The organism is Micromonospora sp. DT44, assembly GCF_049841635.1.
Taxonomy (GTDB): domain Bacteria; phylum Actinomycetota; class Actinomycetes; order Mycobacteriales; family Micromonosporaceae; genus Micromonospora.
In genome coordinates, this window is sequence record NZ_JBNCKS010000021.1 from 54,579 (window position 1) to 71,879 (window position 17,301).

16 protein-coding genes are annotated in these 17,301 nt (G+C 69.8%); 11 read left to right on the plus strand and 5 right to left on the minus strand.

Going from position 1 to position 17,301, the window contains the following annotated elements; all coding sequences use genetic code 11:
* The first annotated feature begins 5 nt into the window (after positions 1–5).
* The gene (locus ACLQ25_RS14505) at positions 6–890 is read left to right on the plus strand and encodes a hypothetical protein (RefSeq protein ID WP_425731393.1); all 885 of its coding nucleotides are present in this window, start codon (positions 6–8) and stop codon (positions 888–890) included.
* A gap of 58 nt (positions 891–948) precedes the next feature.
* Here ACLQ25_RS14505 and ACLQ25_RS14510 read toward each other — a convergent pair whose 3' ends face one another.
* The gene (locus tag ACLQ25_RS14510; protein WP_425731394.1) at positions 949–1,848 is read right to left on the minus strand and encodes an NAD(P)-dependent oxidoreductase; all 900 of its coding nucleotides are present in this window, start codon (positions 1,846–1,848) and stop codon (positions 949–951) included.
* 58 nt (positions 1,849–1,906) lie between these two features.
* On the opposite strand from ACLQ25_RS14510, the gene ACLQ25_RS14515 reads away from it, so the two are divergent.
* Positions 1,907–2,275, plus strand: a complete 369-nt coding sequence (locus tag ACLQ25_RS14515; protein WP_425731395.1) for a MerR family transcriptional regulator — start codon at positions 1,907–1,909, stop codon at positions 2,273–2,275.
* A gap of 42 nt (positions 2,276–2,317) precedes the next feature.
* Here ACLQ25_RS14515 and ACLQ25_RS14520 read toward each other — a convergent pair whose 3' ends face one another.
* The gene (locus tag ACLQ25_RS14520; protein WP_425731396.1) at positions 2,318–3,349 is read right to left on the minus strand and encodes a hypothetical protein; all 1,032 of its coding nucleotides are present in this window, start codon (positions 3,347–3,349) and stop codon (positions 2,318–2,320) included.
* A gap of 145 nt (positions 3,350–3,494) precedes the next feature.
* Here ACLQ25_RS14520 and ACLQ25_RS14525 point away from each other — a divergent pair, with 145 nt between their 5' ends.
* On the plus strand, positions 3,495–4,247 hold the full coding sequence (locus tag ACLQ25_RS14525) for a TIGR03089 family protein (RefSeq protein ID WP_425731397.1): 753 nt from the start codon (positions 3,495–3,497) through the stop codon (positions 4,245–4,247).
* 7 nt (positions 4,248–4,254) lie between these two features.
* On the opposite strand, the gene ACLQ25_RS14530 is transcribed toward ACLQ25_RS14525, so the two are convergent.
* Positions 4,255–4,917 carry a tetratricopeptide repeat protein gene (locus tag ACLQ25_RS14530; protein WP_425731398.1) on the minus strand — a complete coding sequence of 221 codons (663 nt, stop codon included), beginning with the start codon at positions 4,915–4,917 and terminating at the stop codon, positions 4,255–4,257.
* Between the two features lie 218 nt (positions 4,918–5,135).
* On the opposite strand from ACLQ25_RS14530, the gene ACLQ25_RS14535 reads away from it, so the two are divergent.
* Positions 5,136–6,080: a zinc metalloprotease gene (locus tag ACLQ25_RS14535; protein WP_425731399.1), complete on the plus strand. Its 945-nt coding sequence runs from the start codon at positions 5,136–5,138 to the stop codon at positions 6,078–6,080.
* 82 nt (positions 6,081–6,162) lie between these two features.
* On the opposite strand, the gene ACLQ25_RS14540 is transcribed toward ACLQ25_RS14535, so the two are convergent.
* Positions 6,163–6,450 carry a hypothetical protein gene (locus ACLQ25_RS14540; protein ID WP_425731400.1) on the minus strand — a complete coding sequence of 96 codons (288 nt, stop codon included), beginning with the start codon at positions 6,448–6,450 and terminating at the stop codon, positions 6,163–6,165.
* Between the two features lie 492 nt (positions 6,451–6,942).
* On the opposite strand from ACLQ25_RS14540, the gene ACLQ25_RS14545 reads away from it, so the two are divergent.
* From ACLQ25_RS14545 to ACLQ25_RS14575, 7 genes are all read left to right on the plus strand, one after another.
* Positions 6,943–7,152 (plus strand): winged helix-turn-helix domain-containing protein, encoded by a 210-nt coding sequence (locus ACLQ25_RS14545; RefSeq protein ID WP_425731401.1) that lies wholly within the window; start codon positions 6,943–6,945, stop codon positions 7,150–7,152.
* Between the two features lie 235 nt (positions 7,153–7,387).
* On the plus strand, positions 7,388–8,485 hold the full coding sequence (locus tag ACLQ25_RS14550) for a hypothetical protein (protein ID WP_425731402.1): 1,098 nt from the start codon (positions 7,388–7,390) through the stop codon (positions 8,483–8,485).
* An 11-nt stretch (positions 8,486–8,496) separates the two neighbouring features.
* Positions 8,497–9,357, plus strand: a complete 861-nt coding sequence (locus tag ACLQ25_RS14555; protein ID WP_425731403.1) for a hypothetical protein — start codon at positions 8,497–8,499, stop codon at positions 9,355–9,357.
* Positions 9,358–9,491: 134 nt separating this feature from the next.
* Entirely contained in the window at positions 9,492–9,833 is a 342-nt protein-coding gene (locus ACLQ25_RS14560) for a type II toxin-antitoxin system HicB family antitoxin (RefSeq protein ID WP_425731404.1), read from the plus strand.
* Between the two features lie 146 nt (positions 9,834–9,979).
* A complete protein-coding gene (locus ACLQ25_RS14565; protein ID WP_425731405.1) occupies positions 9,980–10,708 on the plus strand; it encodes a hypothetical protein in 729 nt (242 codons plus the stop codon).
* Between the two features lie 147 nt (positions 10,709–10,855).
* Positions 10,856–15,787 (plus strand): carbohydrate-binding protein, encoded by a 4,932-nt coding sequence (locus ACLQ25_RS14570; protein WP_425731406.1) that lies wholly within the window; start codon positions 10,856–10,858, stop codon positions 15,785–15,787.
* Positions 15,788–16,073: 286 nt separating this feature from the next.
* A complete protein-coding gene (locus ACLQ25_RS14575) occupies positions 16,074–16,769 on the plus strand; it encodes a hypothetical protein (RefSeq protein ID WP_425731407.1) in 696 nt (231 codons plus the stop codon).
* A 101-nt stretch (positions 16,770–16,870) separates the two neighbouring features.
* On the opposite strand, the gene ACLQ25_RS14580 is transcribed toward ACLQ25_RS14575, so the two are convergent.
* Complete coding sequence (locus tag ACLQ25_RS14580; protein ID WP_425731408.1) at positions 16,871–17,239, minus strand: DUF4267 domain-containing protein; 369 nt, start codon at positions 17,237–17,239, stop codon at positions 16,871–16,873.
* Between the last annotated feature and the right edge of the window lie 62 nt (positions 17,240–17,301).

Consider the following 17,301-nt stretch of genomic DNA (forward strand, 5'->3'; position numbering starts at 1 on the left):
CAGTCATGAACGACATCGACGACCGTCTGGTACGCGGACTACACGACCTGGTGGACGGCGAACCGGAATCCGCCCCGGACGTGCCGGCGCTGCTCGAACGCGGCCGGCGGGGGCGCCGCCGCCGGGCCACCGCCCTGGCCGGTACGACCTGCGCGCTGCTGGCGTTGGGCGTCGGCACCGCCATCACCGTGACGACGAACGCCGTACCCGCGCGTCCCGGCGTCACCGCCCAGGCCGCGCGTCCGGAGCAGGTCTCGCCGGCGCTGCGCCTGGTCTCGGCGGCCACCGCCAGCGAGAACATCAGCTACCGGATGCGCCTCACCAACTCGGGTCCGGGCGGGCTGACGTACGAGGGCGCGTTCGACCCGAGGACCGCCACCGGGTACGTCCGGGTGCCGCACGACGACTCGATCCAGGTCGAACTGCTGATCGACGGCACCCGCTACGAGGGCGCCGAACGGCCGCAGGGCGAGCTGCCGCCCGACAAGGGCCCAGGCGAGACGTACGGCCGCTACGGGCAGTACCCCGGTAGGTACGACCGCCTCTCGCTGCAGGGCGACGGGAACGCCGTGCTGGGCGCCGCCGCACCCGACCCGGCCGCCCTGTTCGCGGCGCTGAAGAGCGCGAACGCGACGGTCACCGAGAACCCGGACGGCTCGCTGCACTTTACGTACACCACAGCGGACCGGGACGGGTCGACCAGCACGGCCGGGGACGTCACGCTGGACCGCGACAGCCGGATCGCGACGGTGGCGCTCACCACCACCTGGCAGTCGACGGCGAAGGGCCGTCTCGACCGGGGAACGATCACCTCGACGCTCGAGCTGTTCGACTACGGCGTCGAGGTGACGGTCGAACGCCCGACCGACATCGTCATGATCGGCAAGTAGGACCGCGCCGCCCGGCGCCCGCCTGATCGAGGGGCGCCGGGCGGTCGGCGCGGCAGCGTCAGATCGTGCCGCCAGCTGGTACCAGCGACTGGGCCAGCCTGGCGTAGCTGTCGCCTCCGTGGCCCGCCGCGATGGCCCGTTCGATGATCGATTGCACGGCTTGTAGCGGCGTGGGGTCCACACCGCGGGCGGCCGCGGCGTCCCGGACGTGGCCGACCGCCGAGCCGGCCGACGCGATGGTGGATATGTCGGCGGCGAAGGCCCCGGATGTGAGTTGGTCGGCGAACCGGTCGGCCATGTCGGGCAACAGGCCACCGATTCCTCGGGCGAAGCGGGCGAACGCGGTCGGGGCGATGCCCTCGGTGATGGCCAGGGCGAAGGCGTGCGCGAGCCCGCCGACGGACATGGTGAACAGGTCGAGCAGCGCCATCTCGTACGCTGCTGCCGTGCCGGCGTCCGCGCCGAGGTAGGCGCTGGATCCACCGAAGCTCTCCAGCCAGGGAAGGCTCTCGTCGAAGAGGGTTCGCGGACCGCTGTAGAGAATCGTCGCGGCTGGTGTCCCGATGGTGGGCGCGGGCGTCAGGATGGCCCCGTCGAGGTATCTGACGCCCTGCTGCGCTGCCCAGCCCGCCATGTCCCGTGCCTCGGCTGCGTGCCCGCTGCTGAGATTGACGAATGTTCCTCTCGGTGGGCGTTCGAGCCCCGACAGCACGGCGCGGACCGCGTCGTAGTTGATGACGCAGGCGATGACGACCGATGCCCGCTGCGCCGCGTCGGCCACCGTCGGAGCGAGCATCGCCCCTTGGGCCACCAAGGCGGTCGCCTTGGCGGGGGAGCGGTTCCAGAGCACGGTGGGGTGGCCGGCGGCGAGCGAGGCGGCGGCCAGCGCCCGGCCCATCGGGCCGAGCCCCAGGACGGCGACGGCGGCGGGCTGATCGTCCAGGTTGGAGTGAGGCACAGCGACGACGCTAAACCTTCACGTTGACGTGAAGGTCAAGCCCTGATCTGCTGTCGGGGTGCGGATCAGCGAACTGGCGCGGGAGGCGGGCACGACCCCCCGAGCCCTGCGTTACTACGAGGAGCAGGGCCTCTTGCGACCGGCCCGTTCCGCGAGCGGTTACCGCCATTACGACTCCCAGGCGCTGCGGGCGGTGCGGCACATCCAACTGTTGTTGTCCGCCGGCTTGAACACCGCGGCGATCGCCGAGATCCTTCCCTGCATCCCCGACGACGTGACCGTGCTGGCCCCCACCTGCCCGGAGCTCCTCGACGCGCTGGCGGTGGAGCGCGCCCGCATCACGGCGTCCATGGATCGACTCGCCGCCGCTCGCGACGTCCTGGATCGGCTCATCCAGGCCGGCCCTGCTGCCGGTCGCCGGTCCTGACCACCGTCCCTGCTGTTCCGGCTCGCCACAGCCGTTCCGACGTCAACGTGCGGCGGCGTGAACAGCGGGCGAATCGCCGCGTAGCCGCCACCACGCGCCGCAGACCAGGGCCACGGTGACGACGGTGACCGCGACGTCGCCGGCCAGGGCCGCCGCCGGGCTCGCCGGGGAGTAGGGCGGCACCAGGTACGCGAACGCGGCGGCGCTGACCACGTTCGCCGAGGCGGCGGCGAGTACGTGGCGCTGCGACCAGCGCGCGCCCCTCGACCAGTACGCGACGACTGCTCCCACGGTGGCGGTGAGTGCCAGCGCGACGGCCACCCCCGGCCAGCCGGGTGTCGGGTCGGTGAAGAGGTGGGCGAGGACGACCAGCAGGCCGACCCAGAGCGGGTGCGGCACCCGCCGGGCGCGGCGCGGGCGGGTACGACGCCAGCGGGGCAGCAGGGCCGCCGCGACCAGGACGAGGACGACCGCCGTCGCGAAGAACAGCTGCAACGGGCTGGCCAGGAAGTTCTTGCGACCCTCGGGCGACGTGAAGACCAGCAGGCTGCCGAGCAGGTAGAGCACTCCGACCACCGCCAGCCCGGGTCGCCCGAGCCAGGGCCGATGCCGCCGCTTCGCGCCGAGGAACGACTCCACGAACACGATCGGCGCGCAGATCGTCAGCAGGATGTGGTTGCCCACGTAGTCGTACGCCTGCCGGAGGCTGAACCCCAGCCCCGGCACCAGTGACGCCTCGGCGGCGGCGCGGGTGTCGGCGTACTGGGTGTCGTCGAGGTAGCCGGGGTTGAACAGCGACTGGTCCACCAGACCGGCCTGCAGGACCCCGAACGCGGCGGCGAGCAGCACGATCGTCGGCCATCCCGCGCCGAGGCGTCGGGCGGTCTCCCGGATCAGGATCGCCGCTCCGCCGTACATCGGGCCCAGGCTGATGATCACCGGGAGGACGTCGTCGATGGCGAACCCGCCCCACGAGCATTCGGCCGCCCACGGCGCGAGCAGCAGCAACGCCACCACCGGCACGAGCCGGCGGCGCAACGGGAGACGGTCGGCGGGGTCGGGTTCAGGCGGCACGGGTGCTCCTCGGCGGCTCGGCGGTCGTCGTCGGTTACCGTGCGCGAGCCATCCGGCCAGCCGCTACGGCCATCGGCCGACGGAGACGGTGACCAAAGTCGTTGCGTAGGGTGGTGCGGACGTCGTCACCACCGGGAGCACGCGGATGCAGCCACACGCCACGGCCGACCTGACGGTCCCGCCCACGGTCACCGAGAGCCCGCTACTCAGCTACCGCGACGAGGCGACCGGTGAGCGCGTCGACCTCACCGCCCAGCAGGTCGGCGCCTGGTCCGCGCGCAGCGCGAGCCTGCTGCGGGACGGCTGCGGGCTCATCCCCGGCAGCCGCGTAGCGGTGCTACTGCCGCCGCACTGGCGTACCGCCGTGGTGTTGTTGGGCGCGTGGGCGTGCGGCCTGGCGGTGTCGTTCCGGCCGCGCGCCACGGCGGGCCTGCCGGTGCTGGAGCCGGGCGGCGACCGGCCGTTCGACGCGGCCTTCGTGACTCCGGAGCGCCAGGACGACTGGTTGGAGGACGTCCCGGACGCGCCGCACCGCTACCTGGTCGGCACCGGGCCGGGCCGGCTCGCCGACGTGCCGCTGGGCTGGTTGGACTGGTCCGCCGAGGTGCTTCGCCACCCGGACGTGACGCCCGACCACACCGCCCTCCGCCCGACGGACCCGGCGAGCGCGGACGGCACGACCTACGGACAGTGGGGTGCGCTCGCCCGGGAGGTCGCCGGGATGCTCGACCTGCGCGCCGGCGACCGACTGCTGGTCGACGCGGCCGAGCACGAGCAGCCGTTGAAGTGGCTGCTCGCGCCGCTGTCGGCCGGCGCGTCGGTGGTCATCAGCGCCAACCTCGACCCCGCCCGAAGGGACGCGGTCGTCGCCGCCGAACAGGTCACCCGAATCCTCTGACCGGCCCTCAAATCTGCGTTCTCGCCTGTTCGATCTGCCGCACGATGACGTGGGCGCCGTGGGCCTGTGCGATGGCGTTCGCCTCGTCGAGGGTCGCGAGCGCGTCCGCGTGGCGGTCCTGGGCGGCGGCGACGTAGGCCAGCCCGACCATGTTGGCGGCCACGCCCGGCAGCGCTCCGATCTCTCGGCGCAGCCGTGTCGACTCCTCCAGCCGCTCGCGCGCTTCATCCAGCCGACCGGCCACGTGCGCCGCGATGCCCAGGTGACGCAGCGCCTCGGCCTCGGTTGACCTGTCGCCGACCTGCGCCGCCAGTTGGCGGGACCTCTTCAGGTGCGGGACGGCGGTTTCGTTGTCGCCCCGGATGACCTGGTGCAGGCAGCCGATCCAGAACAGCGCCTCGGCCTGGCCGCGGGTGTCTGCGAGGGCCTGGTACAGCTCGCTCGCACGCTCGAACAACGGCAGATCCGCCGGGTCCTCGACGGGCGACGTGTCGCCCCGGGCGCGTTCGTCGAGATACCGCGCGTGCAGGATCCGCCCACGCGCCAGCGCGGCGTCGGCCTCCACCGCGTCCAGGTCCCGCTCGGCGTCAGCCAGTATGCGGGCCCCGCCGCCGTACACAGCCTGTTCGTAGAGTTTCCGGGCCCGTCCGATGCGATCTTCGGCGTTCATTCGCCGCCCCCGTCCTGGCATCGCCACTAAGTGCCGGATCAGCAGCCTAATGGTCCACAACCGCGCGGAGCGACCCCAATCAGCGCTGCCCGATCCGGTTCCGTTACATCGGTATATGCCCTGCTCAGAGGGTCTTTTGTGGATGTTGTCGACGTGTTCTCATACCGAAGCGACGGCATCGTCGAACCCGCACCGCTCCCTCACCGAAAGGTGCACCGATGCAGAGCAGATCCCCCTTCCGACTGGCGGTTCTCACCGCCACCGCCGCCACGTTGCTGGCGTCCGGCGGCGCGTCCGGGGCGCTGGCCACCGCCGCCCCCGTGACCGCGTCCCCGGGCGTCGCCGCGTGCGCCGGCGAGCAGAGCGCCGCCCGGGTCACCACGGGCGCGACGGCCCAGGAGCCGGCGCTGTACTCGAAGAACGAGGCCAACGCCTACGGCGTGATCAAGGACGCGCCGCGCCTGCCCAACGGCAGCGTCACCGTGCCGACGGTCTTCCACATGGTCTCCGACCACCCGTTCACCGCCGCCGAGACGGCCCGCTGGAAGACCCTCATCGCGGCACAGATGACGGTCCTCAACGACTCGTACGCGGGCCGCACGTCGGCGGACGCCTCCGACACGCCGTTCCGGTTCTCGCTGGTCGACACGACGTGGACGGTGAACAGCGCCTGGTACACGGTCGAGCCGGGCAAGAACGAGCGCGACATGAAAAAGGCGCTCTACACCGGCGACTCGGAGACCCTCAACGTGTACGCGGCCAACATCGGCGGCGGCCTGCTCGGCTGGGCGTACTTCCCGAAGGGCTACAACAACGGCCGCGACTACATCGACGGCGTGGTGATGCTCGACGAGTCGATGCCGGGCGGCACGGCCGGCAAGTACGCCCTCGGCGACACGCTGACGCACGAGGTCGGGCACTGGCTGATGCTGGAGCACACCTTCGCGCACGGCTGCTCCGCGTCCGGCGACTTCGTCGCGGACACCCCGCGCGAGGCGGCCCCACAGTTCGACTGCCCGGTCGGCGCGGACACCTGCACCGCACCCGGGTTGGACCCCATCCACAACTTCATGGACTACACGCAGGACTCCTGCATGGACATGTTCACCGCCGGCCAGGCCGACCGGATGAGCGACGCCTGGGTGGCGTTCCGCGCCGCCTGACGCGTCCCCGCCGGGCAGCTCGACCGCGTTGATCAAGAGGTTTGCGTCACCGGAGTGCTGATCGGTGACGCAAACCTCTTGGTCAATTCCGGGAGGGCGCGTAGCGCCGGCGGTTGAGCCGGGGCGCGCGCCGCGAGCAGGGCGCGGTGTGGTCGGCGGGCAGGGCACACCGGCCGCCGCCGGGCAGTCGCTGATCGCAGAAAACCCAGTGGCGTACGCACTGCTGGTCCTCGGCCGACACGGTCACCCCGCCCGGCTCGACGCGGGCGGTGAGCCGGGCCAGCACGCGGGCGGCGGTCCGGGCGAGGATCCGAGCCCGGAACAGGTCGGGCGCGGTCACCGGCAGGTGAATCACCCAGCGCTCGGTCATCGGTGACGGTGGGACTTGTTCGGGCCTGCTGCTGCCATCGGTGGTCGTTCTTCGCGTCGGCTCGCCAGCCGGCGGATCAGGTCGCGCACGGGGGACCGCCCTTCGTCGGGTCGTGTCGAAGTGGAGGGGGCGGTCTCCGCCGGTTGCGGGCGGCGGAGACCGCCCCACCCTGCGACCGCAGCCTCGATCGGCGGTACGGCAGCAGGGCCGCGCCGGGGGAGCGCGGAGGGTGGGGTCTCGGCGGCGATGCGAGACCGGTACGAGAGGCGCCAACCGACCGCAGCAGCACCGCATCACCGACAGTGACGCTACCGATGCAGCATCACCTACGTCAAGTACTGCTCTGTCCTCTTCTACCGAAGCATCATCACCGTCAGCTATGTCACCACCTTCACCTCTTTCAGTACATGCATTGCCTGCGTCGAGGGGGTGGATCAATACTGGGTGGGCCAACCGACTGCAAGGGGCCGCATCGTGCCTATCCCGCCCACCATGGACGAGTTGTTAGACGACCTGCGCGGCAAGATCAAGGACGGGACGTATCCGCCGGGCAGCCAGTTGCCCTCGGGTCGCGCGCTTGCCGACTCCTACGACGTCTCACACTCGACGATTCAGCGGGCGGTCGCCACGTTGCGGGAGCAGGGTGTGTTGGTCGGGCGACCGGGCCGGGGCGTCTTCGTCGCGGAGTCCCGCCGGCGCTGAGCCAGCTGCGGGCTTGTCATGAGGCACAGGATTTGCAGCCTCCACGGGAGGTCTGAGGCGTTCGCCGCCTGCCGCTCGAGCTGACGAGCTTACTCAGAGCCGGTCGCCGTGCCTGCTTCAGTTTGGCTCCAAGGGATGTTTGCTGAGGTGCCAAAATCGTGGATCTGGTAAAAGTTTGCCAAAGTTGGCTGGTTTGGCGCGTCAGCAAACAGGGGTCCGTGCAAAACTTCTAGTGGTGGAGACAACTGAGGCTGAACTGCTGGAGCTCGCACGTGGCCAACTCGTCGAGCTGCTTCCGGAGCACTTCGAGCTGACTGACGCACCAATAAACGGGCCAGGCAACCCGCCGGACTCGGGGGACGCTCTATGGCAGCTGAAGGAGCAGTACAGCGGATACGCGCTCCTCCTGGTCGAGGCGAAGACGTCGTTCACACCTCGGCACGTTGAGAAGATCCACGGGCGCCTGTCGGGCGCTGTTCGCCGGGCGATGCGCGACCCAGTGATCTTGGTGGTCGCCCCCTGGCTGAGCCCGCGGTCGCGGGCCATGCTCGAAGAGCGAGGCTACTCGTACCTGGACCTCACCGGGAACGTCTGCCTGCGTGTCCAGAGACCAGCCGTGTTCATACGGCTGCAGGGGGCAGAGCGTGCTCCGCGCCCGTCTCACCGCGGCCCTGCCCGGCTGGACGGCCCGAAGGCGCGCCGCCTCGTGCGCCTGCTAGTCGACGTAAGGCCGCCGCTCAGGCTGACCGACCTGGCCCGGGTGGGCGGCCTCAACCGAGGCTACGTATCTAGTCTGCTGCAGGCGCTAGATGAACAAGCCGTCATCGAGCGGGACCGCAGAGGCGCAGTGGTCGACGTCGACTGGCCAGGGCTGTTGGCCCTCGCTGCCGAGCGCTATGACCTCCTCAAAACCAACCCCAGTTCGCTGTTCGTCTCACCTGCTGGTGCGGCTGAGTTGTTCAACCGGCTGGTGGACGATGTCGCGCCGCCAGTGGTGGTCACTGGATCCTTCGCAGCGTCTGCGATCGCCCCGATTGCTGCCGCCACCCAGCTCGTCCTTTACACCGACACCCCGAGTGATGTAAGTCAATTCGGCCGGCTGCTTCCGACTGAACGAGGCGCTGATGTCGTGTTGCTGCGCCCGGAAGACAAGGCACAGCTCGCCGGCGCGCGCCAGGTGACGGGGCGGTGCCACGTAGGTCTCAGCCAGCTGGTGCTGGACTGCCTCGGCGGCAACGGCCGACTGCCCGAGGAGGGCCAAGCTCTCATTGACTGGATGCGCGAACACGAATCGCACTGGCGGTTGCGGGATCTTCCGGAACTCGATGTGTAGGGTCGCTTTCCGTGACGTCACCGGAGTCTGCGCCGCTGTACGTGGCGGCGCGTCGCGTGCTGTTGGATGCTCTTGATGCGCTCGCCGAGCACCGCAAAGCGGTCATCCTCGCCGGCGCGCAGGCGATCTACGTACGTACCGGCAGCGCCACGCTTGACGTCAGCGTTGCGCCGTATACCACCGACGCAGATCTTGCACTTGATCCGCGGGTGTTGGGAGCCAACCCAGCCCTCACAGAGGCAATGGAGTCTGCTGGTTTCTGGCTAAGCAGTGAACCTGGAATCTGGCAGAGGTCCGTCTTCGTAGCCGGCAAACAGGTCATCGTGCCCGTGGATTTGCTAGTACCAGAGGCGCTGGCAGGCAAAGGCCGTCGCTCAGCGCAACTGCCTGCGCACGGCCCGAACGCAGCCCGCCGCACACCCGGGTTGGAAGCAGCGGTGGCAGACCACAGCGACGTAATGATCGCCAGCTTGGAGCCGGGCGCCGACGATCGAATGATGCTGGTACCGGTGGCTGGCGCCGCCGCCCTGTTCATAGCCAAGGCGCACAAGCTGTACGAACGGTTCCACGACGCAAGCGCAGGTAAGCCAGCGCGCCTAAAGGCCAAAGACGCCAGCGACGTCATCCGCCTAATGCAGGCAGAACCCGCCGAACAGGTCGGCCGCCGGCTGCGCGAGATCGCTAGTGATGAGATGGCCGGTGAAAGCGTGCGCCAAGGAGTGAACCACCTCCGCGAGCTGTTCGGGCGAGGTCGTTCCCGGGGCGTCAACTTGGCGGTGGCCGCTCTCGGCGCGGCCCTACCGGAGGCTGCTGTCCGGGCGCTCGCGCCCGCCTACCTCAGAGCGCTGCTAGGTGCCTACGATCCTCACTGACCAACGCTGCTGCAATCGAGGCGCCCCCCGCCCTGCAGTGCCCAGGTCAGAGTGGCGACAACCCACGCATCGTGGCAATAAATCTCCGGCTGAACGCATCTTGTCTCCCGTTGGCTTGAGAAGGAGGCCATGTGATGCAGACCGATCCCCATCCTGAGGTGTCCCACTACGCCTACCGCGTCACGTGGTCGGTCCAGGATCGCGAGTTCGTCGCCACCTGCGCGGAGTTCCTGTCCCTCTCGTTGGCGCCTTCCCAGATCGAGCCCCTGCAAGGGCTCCAGGACCTACTGCGTGAAGTGATCGCAGACATGGAGGAGCAGGGCGAGGCGGTGCCGCAGCCGTTCGCCGAGCGCAGCTACTCGGGCAAGTTCAACCTGCGTGTCGGCGAGAGTCTGCACCGCGAGCTGGCCATCCACGCCGCCGAGGATGGCATGAGCCTCAACCAGTACGTCCTACGGAAGCTCAGCGCCGCCTGAGGGAAGCGCAGTTGATCAACTAACTGTTCACCCCCGCTGCGCCCGCTTCTCATCAAGCTCGCCTGGCGAGTTCGCCAACGGCCGGCAGGGTCACTGAACGGCCGCGCCCACCGGCGTGCCACAGCCCTGTAGACCGGAGCGCTGGCATGCCCGCAACCGTTCGGTGGCCCCGCCGTATCGTGATCTCGGCGGCGATCGCCCTCACCCTGCTCGCCACGGCAGGTCCCGCCGACGCCCACCCGTACGGCTATCCGCAGACCGTTACCGTCGCGCCGGACGCGGTCCGCCCCGACGTGGTGCACCTGACGTGGAAGGCGGGCGGCGTCGACGAACTGACCCTGCTCGGCGTCCATCTTGGCCTGTTGCCGCAGGACCGCGTCCTGCTCGACGGCGCGGTCGACACCCGGGACGCGGACGCGACAGTCCTCGCCTCCTCCGCCTCGTTCGCGAACTACCTGACGCGGCAGATGACCGTCAGCAGCGACGGTCGGGCCTGCGCCGGCGTCGTCGGCAGGGTGGGTGACATCGCCGTCTCCGGTGTGGACGTCGACTACACCTGCTGGGGTGCCGTCGGCATCGCCCGCGTCGAGGTCCGGATGCTGACCGACCTCGACCCCGCGTACCGCACGGTCGCGACCGGGCCCAAGGGCAAACGCCAGGTGTACGGCACCGACGAGTACTCCCACGACTGGCTGCTCGGCGACGCGCCACCAATAAGCGCGGCGACTCCGGCGAGCGCGCCTGAGCACGGTCCCACCACCGCCTGGAAGGCCGCCAGAAGCGTCGGTCCGCTGTTGCTGCTCGGGGCCGTCGGGTCGTTGCTGCGACGCCAGGTACGTCGCCGACGGAACACCCGCGTTCGACCGTCGTCCTGAGACCGCCCGCCACCAGGGCGGCCCCCTCTGCCCGCCGCAGTCGGCATCACGGCGTCGGCGGTTCTTCGCACCCAACAAAGGAGATGCCCCGCCATGACGCACGACCAACGTGCGCGCCGGAAGCGAACACGCGGACTTCTGTCCGCGATGGCGCTCGTCCTCATCGCCGGACCGGCGACGACCCTGCATCCGGCGCTGGCCGGAGCGGACGCCGTGCCGGCCAGCGCCACCACGCCGCTGATCAACCTGAGCGCCGGGCAGAACGTCGAGGGCAAGGTGCCCGTCGTCGTCGAGCCGGTCAGCGAGAACGATTCCGTGACCACGCTCGCGGTCGACGGCGACAAGATCAGCGCCGAGAAGACCGCCGGCACCGCCCACTTCGCGTTCGAGATGGGCGGCAACGGCACCGAGGCCCGCTACCGCAACTACCTCACCGTCAACGGGCACACGGCCGAGGCCGACCGGGTCTACTTCCCGGACGTCCCGGGCGGGAGGGTCGGCACCCTCGACTTTCCCGGCGACTGGCTCAAGCCGGGCGCGAACACCGTCTCGGTCCACGCCGGCGCGAACTGGGTCGACACCACCACGAAGACCGCCGTCGGCTACCAGGAGCTGCCGAACGGCGAGGGTGGCCGCTGCCCCAACTACGACGACTACGCGCTGAGCAGCATCAGCCTCAGCCTCCTCGGCGTGGTCGCCGACGGCGAGCAGAACCTGTTCAGCTACAACTTCGGCGACGGCACCTGCGGCAGCTCGGCGAAGCTGCTCAACCAGGACCTCACCTTCGTCATCTCCGGCGAACCGGGCAGCACGTCCGGCCTGCGTACCGACCTCGACACCACGAAGCTCACCAACGGTACGCACACCGTCAGCGCGACGAGCCTGTCGGGCGCGAAGACGAGCGTCACGGTCGACGTCAACAACGCCCCGGCCGGCGCGGCGGTGGTCACCCCCGGTGACGGCGCCCGCGTACGCGGAACGCAGCCGGTCATCGCCGCGCTCGCGAAGTACGGCAAGGACCGCGTCGAGTCGCTCGCCATCGACGACAGGCCAGCCGAGAACGCGGAGACGCTGGCCGCCGGCACCGCCATCCTCGGCCTCGCGGTCGAGGCCGGCAATTCGATCGAGGCCCGCTACCAGAACTACGCGCTGGTCAACGGCCACCGGGTCGACCTCGGCGGCGACTACGGCGCGCTCGGCGCGGAGGCCGTGAAGCTGGCGTTCCCGAACCGGTTCCTGCACCTCGGCGACAACGTCGTACAGGTACGCACCGGCGACTACAACGGCACGCTCATCGGTGCCACGTGTGCCAACCACGACGACTTCAAGCTCACGCGGGAGGCCACCAGCCTCACGCTGAGTACGGCGGGCACGGTGACGGCCGGCACCACGTACCTCGTCTCCACCAGCGGTACGACCGTGACGAAGGCAGAGACGACCGCCGCGTCCCTGGCGCTCGGCGACGGCACCTGCGGAGCCAACAAGGACGCCGAGTTCCACTTCACCATCGCGGACGCGCCGACGACGCGCACCGTCGACACCCTGGCCGCCGGCGGCGACGCGCACCTGAAGGTGTTCGTCGGCGGCAACGGCAGCGACAACGGGTACGACAACAAGGTCCTGATCAACGGCATCCCGCTGGAGATCGGCATGTGGGAGAAGGAGGTGGCCGACTTCGCCTTCCCGAACGAGTGGCTGGTGCCGGGTGTCAACGCCCTGGAGTTCGTGGCGGGCAGCGACCACGGCAGTGCCAAGCCGGCCGGCTGCGACAACTACGACGACTTCACGCTGCGGGACTTCGAGCTGCTGCCCAGCGGCGCGAAGGCGAGCCGGCTGACCCGCTCGGTCGCGCAGACGACGGTCACCATCGGCTCGGCCACCTACCCGGCCGGCTCGCCCGTGACCACGTACCTCGGTGACGGCACCTGCGGCAGCAGCTTCAACGGCGTCCTCACCACGATGGTCCTGTTCGACGTCACCGCCCAGGACGGCTCGGCGCTGCCGGCGCTGGGCAAGCGCGCCGACGTGGACACCACGACGATCGCGGACGGCGCCCACACCATCAAGGCGGTCGTCGGCGACAAGACCTCCACGCGGCGGTTCACCACCGACAACACCGCGCCGGAGATCGCCAGCAGCGTCCCGGGGGCCGGCCAGCGGCTGACGTCGACCGTGGCGCTCGACGTCAGCGTCAAGGACGCCAGCGGCGTGGTCGGCACGCCGGCCATCACGCTCGACGGCACGGCCGTGAAGCAGGGCGATCAGATCGGTCACGGCCTGCCGGCCGGCGAGCACGTCATCGCGATGACGGCGATCGACGCGCTCGGCAACACCGCGACCCGCGAGGTGCGCTTCAGCAGCGCGAGCATCCCGGACGTCCCGACCGAGCTGAACGCCACGGTCAAGAACACCGACCCGCTCTCGGCGGAGTTGTCCGCCCGGATTCCCGGCACCGAGGGCGTCGGGCTGACCGCGACCTTCACCAAGGCCGACGTCGTCCTGCCGACCAAGGGCTACCAGGGCGAGGCGACCGACGTGCCGACCACGCTCGACGTCCAGCACGACAAGAGCGTGGACGTCACCTCGCTGCGTCCGCTCGACGGTTCGACCATCGACAGCCCGTCCAGCCGTGGGGTGGTCTTCCAGCGGTACGACCTGTCGCTGGGCGCCACCAAGCAGGAGCCGACGCTGCGCTGGTCGGGCAGCATCGACCCGGCGCGGATCGTGGCGCTGCGGGCCTGGAACCCGGCCACCGGGAAGTGGGTCGTGCTCACCAGTTCCCGTGGGCGGGCCGGGCAGGACACCGTCCTGACCACGTCGGTCGAGGCCGGCTACCGCGACGGCGGCGTCGTGCACGTGCTGGTCACCGGCGAGGACCCGTTCGCCGACGACCTATCGCCGCGCGACGCGACGGCGCAGAACGACAAGGACCGCTTCGAGGACCCCGCGTCGTACGACTTCTCGTTGGCGCACTTCACCGACACCCAGTACGTCACCGAGGGCGCGGCCGGCGGCACGTACGACGACTTCGACGGCAACGCCGAGCCCTCGGACGTCGAGACCGCCGAGGAGCAGGCGATCTGGTCGGCCGCGTACCGCGACCAGATGCAGTGGATCGCCGACAACGCGGACAGCCGCAAGATCGCGTACGCGGCACACACCGGTGACGTCATCGAGAACGACTACTACGACCCGCTGGCGAAGAACCCGGACGGCTCGCTGAAGCGGCCCGGTCTGCACGAGCAGGTCCAGAAGGAACTCGCCACAGCCTCGGGCTTCCAGAAGATCCTCGACGACAACGGTGTCGTCAACCAGGTCATCGCGGGCAACCACGACGACCAGCTGGGTGCCGAGACCGGCCCCGACTCCCGGTTCAGCCGCACCTTCAGCGCCGACCGGTACTACGGGACGGCGAAGTCCTGGCCCAAGGGCACCGAGTACCACGCCTGGGACGAGAGGACGAACGCCGACAGCTCGGTGACGCCGGGTAAGGACAACCAGAACAACTACCTGCTGTTCTCCGCCGGTGGCCTGGACTTCGTGGCGGTCGGCCTGTCGTACGGCGTCACGCCGGCCGAGGCCAAGTGGGCCGACTCGATCTTCAAGCGGTACAAGGACCGCAACGGGATCCTGCTCTCGCACGACTACCTGAAGCCGTCGGCCAACCCCGACGGTCGCGGCGCGGACTTCTCCGCCCCGGACGGCTCGCCCCTGTTCAAGCAGGTAGTCGAGACCAACCCGAACGTCTTCCTGGTCCTCGCCGGGCACGAGCACGGCGTCGGCACCAACCTGAAGTCGAAGATCGGCGTGACGGTCAGCCACGACGTCGTCGAGCTGCTGGCCGACTACCAGTTCTACACGGTCGCCGCCGCCGAGCTGTGGCCGAACCAGGTCGCCGCCGACGGCACGATCGACGTCAACGGCGACGGCAAGCCGGACCACAAGGCCACCGACCGGTTGCAGTTCGGCGCGAGCTTCCTGCGGCTGCTCCAGTTCGACGTGGACCGGGCCGAGATGCACATCGACACGTACTCGCCGTTCCTGAAGAACTTCGGGGCGACCGAGTACGACATCCGCCAGGACGGCAGCCAGCCGAAGCCGCGCTACAACGGCGCGGAGGACAACCTGACCCTGCCGGTGGACCTCACCACCCGCAAGACGTCGTTCACCACCGACTCGCTCGCCGCGTACGTGCCGGCCGGCACGATCGGCACCGACGAGGTCACCTCGAACGACGTGGCCACGACGACGTGGGACAAGCTCCTGCCGGGCACCTCGTACGGCTGGATCGTGTCGGCGAAGAGCGCCGACGGCGGCGAGGCGGTGGCCCAGCCCGCGGTGTTCACGACCGCCAAGCGGGTCCCGACGATGACCGTCACCACCACCCCGACCGCCTGGGGCACGGCGGCGACGGTGACCGTCAAGGTCGCGGCCGGCAGCACGCCGGTCACCGGCGCGGTGGAGTTGCGCGAGGGTACGACCGTTCGCGGCTCGGCCACGCTGACCAACGGCACGGCGACGTTCACCCTGCCGGTGGGGTTGGCCGGCGGCCAGCACGCGCTGACCGCGTCGTACCCGGGTGACGACCACCTCACCGCGGTCGAGGCCACCGCCACCCTGACGGTGAACCTGCCGACGCAGTGGAGTTCGTCGACGGTCTACAACGACGGCGACCGGGTGACCTACGAGGGCCGGGTCTTCCGGGCCTCCTGGTACACGAAGAACCAGAAGCCCGGCGCGGACGCCAACGGCGCGTGGCAGGACATCGCCATGACCGAGGACGGCACCGCGATCTGGACCGCGTCGCGGATCTTCAACTCGGGCGACTTCGCCATGTACGACGGTAGGAAGTGGCGGGCCCAGTGGTACACCCGCAACCAGAAGCCGGGTGACCGCAACGGGTCCTGGGAGGAGATCGCCCCGACGCCGCCGGACAACAGCCCGGCCGCCTGGACGCTGACCAAGGTGTACACGGCCGGCGACCGGGTGTCCTTCAAGGGCCACGTCTACGAGGCGAAGTGGTGGACGCGCGGCCAGGAGCCGGGCGACACGAACGGCCCCTGGAAGCTGATCAAGTAGGCAGGGTTCGCGTGAACGCCGGCCCGGGACCGATGCTGGTCCCGGGCCGGCGTACGCGTTGATCGACTCGCGTTCCTGGAAGCCGGGACGTCCCGAGCGCTCCGACACCCCGCCTTCCTGGAACACGAGTTGACCAATGCGTCACCCGTCCGGTGGAGGCCACCGGTTCCACCCGCTCTCACGTTTGCCCTGCTCCTACGCCTCGCCGGAGGCGGGCGCGGGCGAGGCGTCGGCCACTTTCGACACCGGCGGAGGGCAGATGGCGTCGAGGCGTACACCTCGGGTTGTGGTTGCGGCGGTGGCCGGCGCGCTGTTCGCCCTCGGCGTGGTCGCGCCCGGCCCGGCCGCCGCGCCGCCGCCTCGCGCGGCCCGGGCGGACGGCGATGTGGTCCCGGTGCCGCGCGAGCCGCGCCCACCGCTGCTCCCGGCGGACTTCCGGGGCACCGGCCGGTACGTCGTGCGCGACCTCGGCATCGACGTGCCGTTCACCTGGCAGGGCCGGGACGGCAACAGCCAGATGATCGCCGGTGGCCCCGAGCACCCCATCTGGTTCACGAACCTGATCTACGAGAACACGCTCTACACGCTCACCTACAAGTGGCCGAACATCCCGCTGTTCCCGCCGCGCGCGTGCAGCAAGGTGCCAGGGTTCTTCAACCGGCAGATCTTCAACGACAAGCTGAAGACGTCCCGCTATGTCGGCCCGGAGATCCTGCAGGGGGACAAGGACCGGAAGGTGGACCACTGGCGGGTGGGAGTGGTCGGCGGCTCGACCGTGCCGGGGGAGTTCTTCCGGTTCCCGCTCGCGCTCGGCGATATCTACGTCGACCAGCGCGACCCGAGCCGGTGGTGGCAGGTGCTCCAGTTCGGCCTCCAGAATCTCTTCGACCCCGAGCTGGACGAGTGGTTCACGTTGGACACCTTCGACCACCACCCCGGCGAGGTAACCCTCCCCGACCGCTGCCCACCGCCCACCCCCTGACGTCTGCCCCCGGTGATCAAGAGGTTCGCGTCATGGATCGGGCAAAATCTGACGGAAACCTCTTGATCAACAGGGCAAAGCCCCGGGCGCGGCAGGCCGGGTTACAGGGCGAAGAGGAGGGCGGCGTTCAGGAGGACGACCAGGGCCGTCGCGAAGTGGATGCCGAACGCGACAGCCTTCGTTCCGCCGTTGCGCAGCACGATGAGGGTGTCGCCCAGGGGGACGAGCGCGACGATCAGCATGTACCACGCGACCGCGTCGGCGGTGGTGAAGGCGATCAGGGCGAGGCCGAGCAGCCCGAACGTCAGGTCCTTGAGCCCTTTGACGGTCAGGTAGGCGGAGTCGCCCGGCCGGGCCGGTACGCCGTATCCGGCGGCTGCGGCCTGCGGCGCCAGCAGGAACCGCGCGCCGATGAAGGCGACGAAGAGGCTGAGTACGACGGCGAGCCCGTAGGCGAGAGGGGTAAGCATGAGTCTGCTCCGATTCCTAGCGGTGCTAGATTTTAGAGCAATGCTAACAGAGCATCGACCGG

What these genes read in the sequence shown, in the direction of transcription:
- ACLQ25_RS14505 (WP_425731393.1), top strand. Translation starts at nt 6, where the DNA reads ATGAACGACATCGACGACCGTCTGGTACGCGGACTACACGACCTGGTG.
- ACLQ25_RS14525 (WP_425731397.1), top strand. Translation starts at nt 3,495, where the DNA reads ATGCAGCCACACGCCACGGCCGACCTGACGGTCCCGCCCACGGTCACC.
- ACLQ25_RS14530 (WP_425731398.1), bottom strand. Translation starts at nt 4,917, where the DNA reads ATGAACGCCGAAGATCGCATCGGACGGGCCCGGAAACTCTACGAACAG.
- ACLQ25_RS14535 (WP_425731399.1), top strand. Translation starts at nt 5,136, where the DNA reads ATGCAGAGCAGATCCCCCTTCCGACTGGCGGTTCTCACCGCCACCGCC.
- ACLQ25_RS14540 (WP_425731400.1), bottom strand. Translation starts at nt 6,450, where the DNA reads ATGACCGAGCGCTGGGTGATTCACCTGCCGGTGACCGCGCCCGACCTG.
- ACLQ25_RS14545 (WP_425731401.1), top strand. Translation starts at nt 6,943, where the DNA reads ATGGACGAGTTGTTAGACGACCTGCGCGGCAAGATCAAGGACGGGACG.
- ACLQ25_RS14560 (WP_425731404.1), top strand. Translation starts at nt 9,492, where the DNA reads ATGCAGACCGATCCCCATCCTGAGGTGTCCCACTACGCCTACCGCGTC.
- ACLQ25_RS14565 (WP_425731405.1), top strand. Translation starts at nt 9,980, where the DNA reads ATGCCCGCAACCGTTCGGTGGCCCCGCCGTATCGTGATCTCGGCGGCG.
- ACLQ25_RS14570 (WP_425731406.1), top strand. Translation starts at nt 10,856, where the DNA reads ATGGCGCTCGTCCTCATCGCCGGACCGGCGACGACCCTGCATCCGGCG.
- ACLQ25_RS14580 (WP_425731408.1), bottom strand. Translation starts at nt 17,239, where the DNA reads ATGCTTACCCCTCTCGCCTACGGGCTCGCCGTCGTACTCAGCCTCTTC.